The 10,159-nt window shown below is 73.2% G+C and carries 10 protein-coding genes; all 10 read right to left on the minus strand.

Annotated features, from left to right (window positions below; genetic code table 11):
* The coding region (locus CCN29_RS23530) for an MFS transporter (protein ID WP_143661369.1) at positions 1 to 530 on the minus strand (530 nt) is incomplete at its 3' end.
* Between the two features lie 100 nt (positions 531 to 630).
* The gene (locus tag CCN29_RS23535) at positions 631 to 2,817 is read right to left on the minus strand and encodes a bifunctional polysaccharide deacetylase/glycosyltransferase family 2 protein (protein WP_031067558.1); all 2,187 of its coding nucleotides are present in this window, start codon (positions 2,815 to 2,817) and stop codon (positions 631 to 633) included.
* Complete coding sequence (locus CCN29_RS23540) at positions 2,817 to 3,539, minus strand: hypothetical protein (protein ID WP_031022343.1); 723 nt, start codon at positions 3,537 to 3,539, stop codon at positions 2,817 to 2,819. Before CCN29_RS23540 ends, CCN29_RS23535 begins: the two co-directional genes overlap by 1 nt.
* Positions 3,540 to 3,611: 72 nt before the next feature.
* Positions 3,612 to 4,064, minus strand: a complete 453-nt coding sequence (locus CCN29_RS23545) for an Lrp/AsnC family transcriptional regulator (protein ID WP_031067555.1) — start codon at positions 4,062 to 4,064, stop codon at positions 3,612 to 3,614.
* A 10-nt stretch (positions 4,065 to 4,074) separates the two neighbouring features.
* Positions 4,075 to 5,553, minus strand: a complete 1,479-nt coding sequence (locus CCN29_RS23550) for an amino acid permease (protein WP_031022348.1) — start codon at positions 5,551 to 5,553, stop codon at positions 4,075 to 4,077.
* A gap of 245 nt (positions 5,554 to 5,798) precedes the next feature.
* Complete coding sequence (locus CCN29_RS23555; protein WP_006131233.1) at positions 5,799 to 7,241, minus strand: GuaB1 family IMP dehydrogenase-related protein; 1,443 nt, start codon at positions 7,239 to 7,241, stop codon at positions 5,799 to 5,801.
* Between the two features lie 92 nt (positions 7,242 to 7,333).
* On the minus strand, positions 7,334 to 7,702 hold the full coding sequence (locus CCN29_RS23560) for a barstar family protein (RefSeq protein ID WP_006131232.1): 369 nt from the start codon (positions 7,700 to 7,702) through the stop codon (positions 7,334 to 7,336).
* Positions 7,699 to 8,091: a guanyl-specific ribonuclease gene (locus CCN29_RS23565; protein ID WP_086684325.1), complete on the minus strand. Its 393-nt coding sequence runs from the start codon at positions 8,089 to 8,091 to the stop codon at positions 7,699 to 7,701. Before CCN29_RS23565 ends, CCN29_RS23560 begins: the two co-directional genes overlap by 4 nt.
* Positions 8,092 to 8,131: 40 nt before the next feature.
* Positions 8,132 to 9,175: a sugar-binding transcriptional regulator gene (locus tag CCN29_RS23570; protein ID WP_031022355.1), complete on the minus strand. Its 1,044-nt coding sequence runs from the start codon at positions 9,173 to 9,175 to the stop codon at positions 8,132 to 8,134.
* A 78-nt stretch (positions 9,176 to 9,253) separates the two neighbouring features.
* The gene (gene rpe, locus CCN29_RS23575) at positions 9,254 to 9,940 is read right to left on the minus strand and encodes a ribulose-phosphate 3-epimerase (RefSeq protein WP_006131229.1); all 687 of its coding nucleotides are present in this window, start codon (positions 9,938 to 9,940) and stop codon (positions 9,254 to 9,256) included.
* Between the last annotated feature and the right edge of the window lie 219 nt (positions 9,941 to 10,159).

A 10,159-nucleotide genomic window follows, 5' to 3' on the forward strand; every position in this document is an offset into this window, starting at 1 on the left:
CTCGCCGTCCCCACGGCCGCATGCCCGCCCCACGCCAGCACAGGCCCGGCCAGCCCCATCGCCGCCATCACGGCGACCAGCCCCGCCGCCCGCGCCCGCCCCAGCACCCGGGCGTACCGGTCCGACACCCCGCCCCGCTCCATCTCGTCGTAGACGAGAGCCTCCAGCGCCCCGGAGCTCAGCGCCCCGCCGGTCCCCCACAGCACGAATCCCGCCGCGAACGCGGCATACGACGGCACGAGCACCCACAGCGCGAATCCCGCGCCCGTCAGCAGCGGACCGACGACCAGCAGCAGCCGCCGCGAGACCGCGTCGGCCCACGCCCCGGACGGCACCTCCAGCACCACGGCCGTGACCGACCACAGCGCGAACAGGGACGAGATCTGCCACACGGACAGCCCGGCGTCGCTGAACAGCAGCGCGTACACCGGGTAGAGCAGGACGAATTCTTCGAGGAACGAGTAGCCGTACAGCGTGGTCGTGAGCCGACGCACGCGCACGTCGACGGCACGCGTGGGCGTGAGAGTCATGAGGCCTTCCCGTAGGGGCGGTTCGGACACCGGACGCTGAGGTCGAACGGCGCCCGAGGCGGCCCTCGGGAGGCACTGCGCGTGAATCAATGTCGCCAGGTCATACCTTCGAGCCTAGCCCTCCCCCGGCCGGCGGCACCACCACATTCCCCTTCCGCTTGAGCCGCTGCCAGGGCAGCCGGTACCCGCTGAGCGCGGTGAGACAGGCCTGCATGAGCACCAGGTACATCACCTGCCGGTACACGACCTGCTGCACCGGCAGCGCCCACAGCGGCCGGAGCCGCTCCCCGTCGAGACGGAAGGCGTACGCGGCGCACACCCCCTGCACCGCCAGGACCCCGCACCACGCCAGCAGGGTGAGCGCCGCGTTCCCGAACACCAGCCCGTACACGGTCAGCAGGTCGATCAGCGGGGCGAGCAGCGGCGTGAGGATCTGGAACACCGCGAGCAGCGGCAGCCCCACCCGCCCGAACCGCCCGGCGTGGCCCCGCTCGACGAGGGCGTGCCGGTGCTTCCAGGCGGCCTGCATGGTGCCGTAGCTCCAGCGGTAGCGCTGGCGCCACAGCTGGCGCAGGGACCCGGGCGCCTCGGTCCAGGCGACGGCGTGCTCGGCGTAGCGGACCTCCCATCCGGCGCGGTGCAGGGCCATGGTGAGGTCGGTGTCCTCGGCCAGCGTGTCCCCGCTGAGCATCCCGGCGTGGCGCAGGGCGGAGACGCGGAAGGCCCCGACGGCGCCGGGGACGGTCGGCATGCAGTGCAGCAGGTCGTACATGCGCCGGTCGAGGTTGAAGCCCATGACGTACTCGATGTGCTGCCAGCGGCCGAGCATGCCGTTGCGATTGCCGACCTTGGCGTTGCCGGCGGTGGCGCCGACGGCCGGGTCGGCGAACGGTTCGACGAGGCGCCGGACGGTCGAGGGCTCGAAGACGGTGTCGGCGTCCAGCATCACGACGATCTCGTGCGAGGCCCGCAGCACACCGGTGTTGAGCGCGGCCGCCTTGCCCCGGTTGGGGGTCCGCACCACGGTCACCCCGGGCAGCTCCAGCGCCTCGGCGGCATCCGCGGTGCCGTCGTCGGACCCGTCGTCCACGACGACGATCTCCACGGGGTGATCGCTCGCGACCAGCGACCGCAGCGTCGTGGGGACGCACACCACCTCGTTGTACGCGGGCACGACCACACTGACCGGCCCCACGACCGGCGGCCCGGGCCCCGGCCCGGACCACGGCAGCCTTCGCGCGAGCCGCGCGTGACGGTGGGCCAGCCCCAGCATCAGCACGCACCGTGCCAGCACCAGCCCCCCGACGACCAGCAGCAGCGCGCCCAGCACGGACACCGTCGTCCCCGACACGGTCACGGCGGTCACGAACACCCACCCCCGCCACCGCTCCGCGGTGTCCACACCGCCCGTGAGGCGTTCGACCCCGACCACCTCGGCGACCGTCGAGAAGCGGTAGCCGTCGGCCTTGAGCCGCGGCACCAGCGTCTCCAGCGCCCGCACGGTCTGCGAGCGGTCGCCGCCGGAGTCGTGCAGCAGGACGATCGTGCCCCGGCCAGGGATCCTCGGGGTGGCCGCGTCGGCGATGGCCCGGGCGCCGGGCCGGCTCCAGTCCCGCGTGTCCTGGTCGACGAACGCGAGCACGTAGCCCTGCTCGCCGAGGTGCCGGGCGACGGACCAGGAGGGCCCGTCCAGGGCGCCCACCGTGGAGGAGTACGGCATCCGCACCAGCGAGCTGTGGGCGCCGGCGGCGCCCGCGAGGGCGAGCTGGGTGAACGCCAGCTCCCGGTCGACGGCGTCCTCGGACTGCGTGGCCAGGTCGGGGTGGGAGAAGGTGTGCACCCCGATCTCGTGCCCGGAGCGGATCAGGTCCCGTACGAGGTCCGGGTGGCGGGCGGTCTGCCGTCCGGTGACGAAGAAGGTGCCGGGGACGCCCTGGCGGTCGAGGACCTCGCGGATGCGGGGCGTCCACACGGGGTCGGGTCCGTCGTCGAAGGTCAGCACGACGGTTCTGGCGGGCGCCCGGTAGGTGCGCGGCGGATCGTGACCGGCGTCGACGACCGGCCCCCCGTCCGCGACCTGCCGGGGCACCCCGGCCCCGGTCCGCCCGGCGCGCTCCCCGCGCCCCTCCTCGTCCCCGGCGAAGCCGCGGGAGGTGTACCCCTCGACGGCGAGGACGGAGACGACGAAGGCCAGCAGGACCAGCGGCACCACGATGCGGAACCGGTGCCGCCGCGGCCCGGAGGACGCGGGCGGTCGAGCAGCCGGTCGGTGGGATCGCCGCCGCATCAGGGGGTCCCGGCGGCCGGCGGGTCGTCGGGCAGGGAGGCGCCGGGGTTCCCGGACGGCGCCTCGGGCGTGGGCTGCGGTGTTCCTGGCGGGTCGGACGGGGCGTCCGTACCGGGCTCCGGAGGCTCACCGGTGTCGGGCGGCGGCGGCTCGGAACCACCACCGTCAGAGGGCGCGGACGGCTCACCCTCACCCGGCTCGACGGGTTCCCCTGCCCCGTCCGGCTCCTCGGCCCCACCGGGCTCCTCGGACTCGCCGGGTTCCTGGGAGGGCTCCGATCCGTCCGTGACCTCGACCCCGTCCGCGTCCGCGTCCGGCGGCTCCACCGGCACCCCGGCGACGCTCCCGGGATCGGCGCCAGGCGGCAGCAGCAACGAGCCCGCCGGGCTCTCCCCGACGATCAGCGGAACGAGCGGCGATCCCGGCCCCACCGCGGCCCCGCCCTCCTCCTCGGGAGACCGCGCGTCCCCCTCCGTGTCCTGCCGCAGCGGCGCCGTGGGCGAGGACTCCCCGGGCAGCGGCGGCAGCAGAGCCTCCGGGGCGAACGGGGTCGCCCCCATCAGGCTCAGCGCGAGCACGCTCAGGTATCCAGCGGCCAGCCCGGCGGCCCCGTACCCGGCCCGCCGGAGCAGCCGGGCCCGCCGACCGGAGGCGTCGACGAACACAGGATCCGGCCCCTCGGGCTCACCGGTCACCGCACCGGCATCGGAGGGCTGCCGCATATGCCCCAGATTACGCCGATTCGGCGACCCTCACACGGGGACGACGGGCCTGCCCTCCCCCCTCGCCACGCCCTACGTCGGCGAGCCGGACGAGAACCGCCGCAGCAGCGGCGACAGCACCAGCACGGACTTGGTCCGCTCGACGAACGGCTCGCCGGCGATGCGCTCCAGCACCCGTTCGAAGTGCCGCATGTCGGAGGCGAAGACCTGGGCGACGGCGTCCGCGTCCCCGGTGACGGTGGACGCGGCGACGACCTCCTGGTACCGCTCGAGTCCCCGCTGGATGGTCTCCGGTGAGGTGTTGCTGCGGCAGTAGATCTCGACGAACCCCTCCGTGTGCCAGCCGAGGGCCGCGGGGTCCACGCGCACGGTGAATCCGGTGATGGCCCCGGTGGCGCGCAGCCGGTCCACGCGCCGTTTGACGGCGGGCGCGGAGAGGCCGACGAGCTGGCCGATGTCCGCGTAGGAGCGGCGGGCGTCCTCGGCGAGGGCGTGCACGATGCGTTCGTCGAGATCGTTCAGCACTGCGGGTCGTTCACTTCGCTTCCGACGGGGCGGGGGCGGCGAGCCGGGAGCGGCGGTAGCCGTAGAGGAAGTAGAACACGAGCCCGACGGCCATCCAGACACCGAAGACGACCCAGGTGACCGTGGACAGGCTGCCCATCATCCACAGGCAGAAGCCGAAGCCGAGGGCGGGCAGCAGCGGCGACAGCGGGACGCGGAAGGAGCGCGGCATGTCGGGGCGGCTGCGACGCAGCACCACCACGGCGATGTTGACCAGCGCGAAGGCGAAGAGGGTGCCGATGCTGGTGGCGTCGGCGAGCTGGCCGAGCGGGACGGCGGCGGCGAGCACACCGCAGAACAGGGAGACGATCAGGGTGTTGGCGCGGGGCGTGCCGGAGCGCGGGCTGACCCGGGCGAACACCTTGGGCACCAGTCCGTCGCGGGCCATGGCGAACAGGATGCGGGTCTGGCCGTAGAGCACGGTGAGGACGACGCTGGCGATCGCGATGACGGCGCAGAACGCGAGCAGGGTGCCCCAGAAGCTCTGGCCGGTGACCTCGCGCATGATCTGGGCGAGGGTGGCCTCGGAGTCGGTGAACTGCCGCCACGGCTTGGCGCCCACGGCGACGGCGGCGACCAGGACGTACAGCGCGGTGATGATGGCGAGGGACAGCAGGATCGCCCGCGGCAGGTCACGCTGGGCGTTCCTGGCCTCCTCGCCGGCGGTGGATGCGGCGTCGAAGCCGATGTACGAGAAGAAGAGCGTCGCCCCGGCGGCGCTGACGCCGGCCATGCCGAGCGGCATGAAGTTCTCGTAGTTGCCGGAGCGGAAGCCCTGGACGCCGATGGCGCAGAACAGCACGAGGGCGCCGATCTTGACGAGGACCATCACGGTGTTGGCGCGGGCGGACTCGCGGGCGCCGCCGAGCAGGAACGCCATGGCCAGCAGGACGACGATCAGCGCCGGGGCGTTGAAGACGCCGCCGTCGCCGGGCGGGGCGGACAGCGCGGCGGGCAGGGTGACGCCGATGGCGCCGTCGAGGAGTTCGTTGAGGTACTCGCCCCAGCCGACGGCGACGGCGGCGACCGAGACGCCGTACTCCAGCATCAGGCACCAGCCGCACACCCAGGCGATCAGTTCGCCCATCGTTGCGTACGCATACGAGTAGGAGGAGCCGGAGACCGGGATGGTGCCGGCCAGCTCCGCGTAGGAGAGGGCGGAGAAGAGGGCCGTCAGACCGGCGATGACGAAGGACAGGGTGACCGCGGGTCCGGCCTTGGGGACGGCCTCGCCGAGGACGACGAAGATGCCGGTGCCGAGCGTGGCGCCGATGCTGATCATGGTCAGCTGCCACAGTCCGAGGGAGCGGCGCAGGGTGCCGCCCTCGCCGTGGCCGCCCTCGGCGACCAGGCGTTCCACGGGCTTGCGGCGCATCAGACGCATGCCAAGCCCCTCGGAGTGCGGGGCGGCGGGGCCGCCGTTGTGCGGGGGTGCGCCATGGTCGAGCACGCGGTGACTCCTTGATCGCTGCCGGGCTTCCGCGGCCGGGGACCGACGGCGCCCCGCGACAGCCGGGACCCGTCGAGCGGGGTCCCCGCCACACACGTACAGCGCGTAACCCTACGAGGTTCTTCGTTGCTGCTGAAATGCAGCAACCTTGCGCACCACCGCAAGATCATTGCGTTCCTCGAGGTGAGGCGGGTGTTCGTTGCGCCGGCCGTGTGGGCCGTCGCACACCCGCCTCACCGGACGGGTCAGCTCCAGCTGGCGTGCAGCGGCTTGCCCTCGGCGTAGCCGGCCGCACTCTGGACGCCGACGACGGCCTTCTCGGCGAACTCCTCCAGCGAGGCGGCGCCGGCGTAGGTGCAGGAGGAGCGGACGCCCGCGATGATCGAGTCGATCAGGTCCTCGACGCCGGGGCGCTCCGGGTCGAGGAACATCCGGGACGTGGAGATGCCCTCCTCGAACAGCGCCTTGCGGGCGCGGTCGTAGGCGGACTCCTCGGAGGTGCGGTTGCGCACGGCGCGGGCGGAGGCCATGCCGAAGGACTCCTTGTAGGGGCGGCCGTTGGCGTCGTGCTGGAGGTCGCCCGGGGACTCGTAGGTGCCGGCGAACCAGGAGCCGATCATGACGTTGGACGCGCCGGCCGCGAGGGCCATGGCCACGTCGCGCGGGTGACGGACGCCGCCGTCGGCCCACACGTGCTTGCCGTACTTCTTCGCCTCGGCGGCGCACTCCAGCACGGCGGAGAACTGCGGCCGGCCCACGCCGGTCATCATGCGGGTGGTGCACATGGCGCCGGGGCCGACGCCGACCTTGACGATGTCCGCGCCGGCCTCGATCAGGTCGCGGACGCCCTCGGCGGAGACGATGTTGCCGGCGACGAGCGGGACCTGCGGGTCGAGCGCGCGCACCAGGCGGACGGCGTTGACCATCGACTCCTGGTGGCCGTGCGCGGTGTCGATGACGAGGGTGTCGACGCCCGCGTCGAGAAGCTGCTTGGCCTTGCCGGCGACGTCGCCGTTGATGCCGACGGCGGCGGCGATGCGCAGCCGTCCCCGGTCGTCCGTGGCGGGCGTGTAGAGGGTGGCGCGCAGGGCGCCCTTGCGGGTGAGGATGCCGGCCAGGCGGCCCTCGGCGTCCACGGCGGGCGCGTAGCGGCGGTTGGCGCCGTCGAGGGTGTTGAAGGCCTCCCGCGGGTCCATGTCGGCGTCGAGGAGGAGCAGGTCCTTGGACATGACCTCGTCGAGCTGGGTGAAGCGGTCCACACCGGACAGGTCGGCGTCGGTGACCACGCCGACGGGCCGGCGCTCCTCGTCGACGACCACGCCCGCGTTGTGCGCCCGCTTGGGCAGCAGGGACAGCGCGTCGGCCACGGTCTGGTGCGGGGCCAGCACGATCGGGGTGTCCAGCACCAGATGGCGGGCCTTCACCCAGGAGACGACCTCGGCGACGACCTCGATCGGGATGTCCTGCGGTATGACGACCAGTCCGCCGCGCCGGGCGACCGTCTCGGCCATGCGGCGGCCGGCGATGGCGGTCATGTTGGCGACGACGAGCGGGATCGTGGTGCCCGTGCCGTCCGGGGAGCTGAGGTCCACACCCTGCCGCGAGCCGACCGCGGAGCGGCTCGGCACCATGAAGACGTCGTCGTACGTCAGGTCGTAGGGGGGCTGGATGTCGTTGAGGAAACGCACGTGCTGCACATCCCAGTCGATCAGAGGTGGCCCCCGGACAGGTCAGCCAGGGGGAAGAGCACGTACTTCATTCTCCCACGGCGACCGGAATGTCAGGCCCGGTCGGATCGTCCAGCCCGGCCGGGACCGTGCTCGGCGGATCCTCCAAGGGCGAGCGCCACGGTGAGCGACGGGGCGCGTTCCGCGGCCTCGGCGAACACCTCCTGGGCGGTCGCCCACTCCTGGGGGCGGGCGTCGGCGTAGGCCCGCCAGCCGCGGACGACGAGCAGCAGCCCGCGCCCGTCCGCGCCCTCGGGCCAGACGGCGCGGTCGGAGAGGGAGTCGGCGAGGGCGTCCCAGTTGCGGCCGAACCAGCCGGGCAGGCCGAGCGCCTGGGAGCAGCGGTCCATCAGGCCCGCCTTGTCGGTCACCCCGTCGAGGTCGAGGGGGACGACGAGCCGGCCGGTGAGGTCGTGGGTCATCTCGGTACCGCCGTGAACGATGCGTAGTGGTCGTCGGTGGAGTACGTCTCGCCGTTCCGGCCGGTGACGATGCGCCGGGCGCCCCGGTCGTCCGAGCCGGGTGTGGGGACGGTGTACTCACGGTAGTAGCCGCGCTCGTGCCGGGGCAGCAGCCCTTCGAAGTCGCCGAACACGGAGCCGTCCCGCTCGTAGGGGAACGGGCCGCCCTCGTCGATGAGCCGCAGCGTGCGGCGGGCCTCGCCGGGCAGCTCGGACACCTCGGCGACGGGCATCCCGCGGGCCCAGGCGGGGACTCCGCCGCCGTCCTCACCGCCGCTCGAGCAGCCCGCCGGCAGGGCGAGCAGCAGGCAGGCCACGAGACGCGGGAGGAAGGCCCGGGGCGGCGTCATGCGGCCGATGCTGCCGGCCCTCTCCCGGTCCCACCTTCCGTCAGGGGCCGTCCGGGTCCGCGCGGTTGAGGGCGGAGCGCGGGGCGGGTCCCGCGGTCATCAGGTAGTCGGCGGCCGACGTGTCGGTCACCAGGCTGGTGACGAGGCCGGAGCGCAGCACGGCGTCGATCGCCGGTCCCTTGCGCTGTCCGCCGGCGATGGCGACGACCTCGGGCACCTTGCGCAGCTGGTCGGTCTTGACCGTGATGCACCGCTCCCCCAGGTCGCGGCCGACCCGGCGCCCCTCGGCGTCGAAGAGGTGCGCGGACATCTCGGCGGCCACGCCGAGGGAGGCGTAGTGGGCCCGCTCCTCGTCGCTGAGCATGTCGTGCACCGTGGAGATGCCGGGCTCCCAGGAGCCGATGGAGACGCAGGCCACGGTGACCTTGTCGAAGTACTCGAAGGCCCGCGCGATGCCCGTCTGGTGGCGCAGCGCCTCCGCGGTGGCGGCGTCCGGCAGCAGCATCGGCGCGTAGATGGGGTGGGCGTCGCCGCCCGACACCTGCGCGGCGCGCCGCACGGCCTCCACCGAGCCGCGTTCGGCGGTCCCGGCGTCGTACACACCCGTCAGCTGAACGACGGTGCAGGGCGGCAGCCGGTCCAGGGCCGCCGCCATGTGGATGGTGGAACGTCCCCAGGCGAGGCCCAGCACGTCCCCCTCGTTGACCAGCTCGCCGAGCAGGTCGGCGGCCACCTCTCCCAGGTTCTCGGGATCGGGCGTCTCCTCGGCCTCGGCCGGGGACTCGACCACGACGGCGTGCCGCAGGCCGTAGCGGGCGCGGAGCGCGTCCGAGCGCTCGGCGTCCAGCTCGGCGGGCACGCGGATCTCGATGCGTACCAGATCCCGCTCGAGGGCGGTCTCCAGGACCCGGGCCACCTTGAAGCGGCTGACGCCGAACTCCTCGGCGATCTGGATCTTGGACTTGCCCTCGAGGTAGAAGCGGCGGGCCATGGCCGCCGCCTGCACCAGCTCAGCGGGTCCCATCCGCATGGCTGACCGGCCCGCCGACATACCCGACACGGCGATCTCCTCACTGCTGTTCACACTCTGGACTCGCCGTTCATCCTTGCAGATCCGGCGCTGCCGATCAGCCCTGCCGACCGCCGTTCACGTATATGACGCTCAGTGGTCAGGCAACCACGACGCCTTGGCCGTCGCCGCCTCCGCCTGCGCGCGCAGGGCACGCACCGCCTCGGCCGGGTCCGACGCCCCGTACACGGCGGAGCCCGCGACGAAGACGTCCGCCCCGGCGTCGGCGCACCGCTCGATGGTCGAGGCCGAGACGCCGCCGTCGACCTGGAGCCACAGCTCCAGACCGTGCTTGCTGATCAGCTCACGGGTGCGGCGGATCTTCGGCAGCATGATGTCGAGGAACGCCTGCCCGCCGAAGCCCGGCTCAACCGTCATGATCAGCAGCATGTCCAGCTCGGGCAGCAGGTCCTCGTACGGCTCGACCGGCGTCGCGGGCCGCAGCGCCATGGAGGCGCGGGCGCCCTTGGCGCGGATCTCCCGGGCGAGCCGGACGGGCGCGGTGGCCGCCTCGACGTGGAAGGTGACGGACCCCGCCCCCGCCTCCACGTACTGCGGCGCCCAGCGGTCGGGCGCCTCGATCATCAGATGGCAGTCCAGCGGGGTGTCCGTGGCCCGGGCGAGCGACTCGACGACCGGTACGCCGAGCGTCAGGTTCGGCACGAAGTGGTTGTCCATCACGTCGACGTGGAGCCAGTCGGCTCCCTCCACGGCCTTCGCCTCCTCGGCGAGCCGGGCGAAGTCGGCGGACAGGATGCTGGGGCTGATCTGCGGGGCCATGCGCCAAGGGTATGCGGTGCGGGGCGCGACGGTACGGACGGTCCGGGGACTGGTCAACACCCTTACGCCGGTTCCGCCGGACCCCGGCGCCCTTGTGTCACGCGGCGGCTTGATACGCCTGGGTGCCTCCCCAACGACGCGGGTGCCTTCGGCAGGCGGGACAACAGGCCCCGGCGTCGGTGCGGGCCGGAGGTGTTCGCGCAACTCGGCGCCGACGAG

The sequence above is a fragment of the Streptomyces pseudogriseolus genome (assembly GCA_002154585.1).
In the GTDB taxonomy this organism is placed as follows: domain Bacteria; phylum Actinomycetota; class Actinomycetes; order Streptomycetales; family Streptomycetaceae; genus Streptomyces; species Streptomyces pseudogriseolus.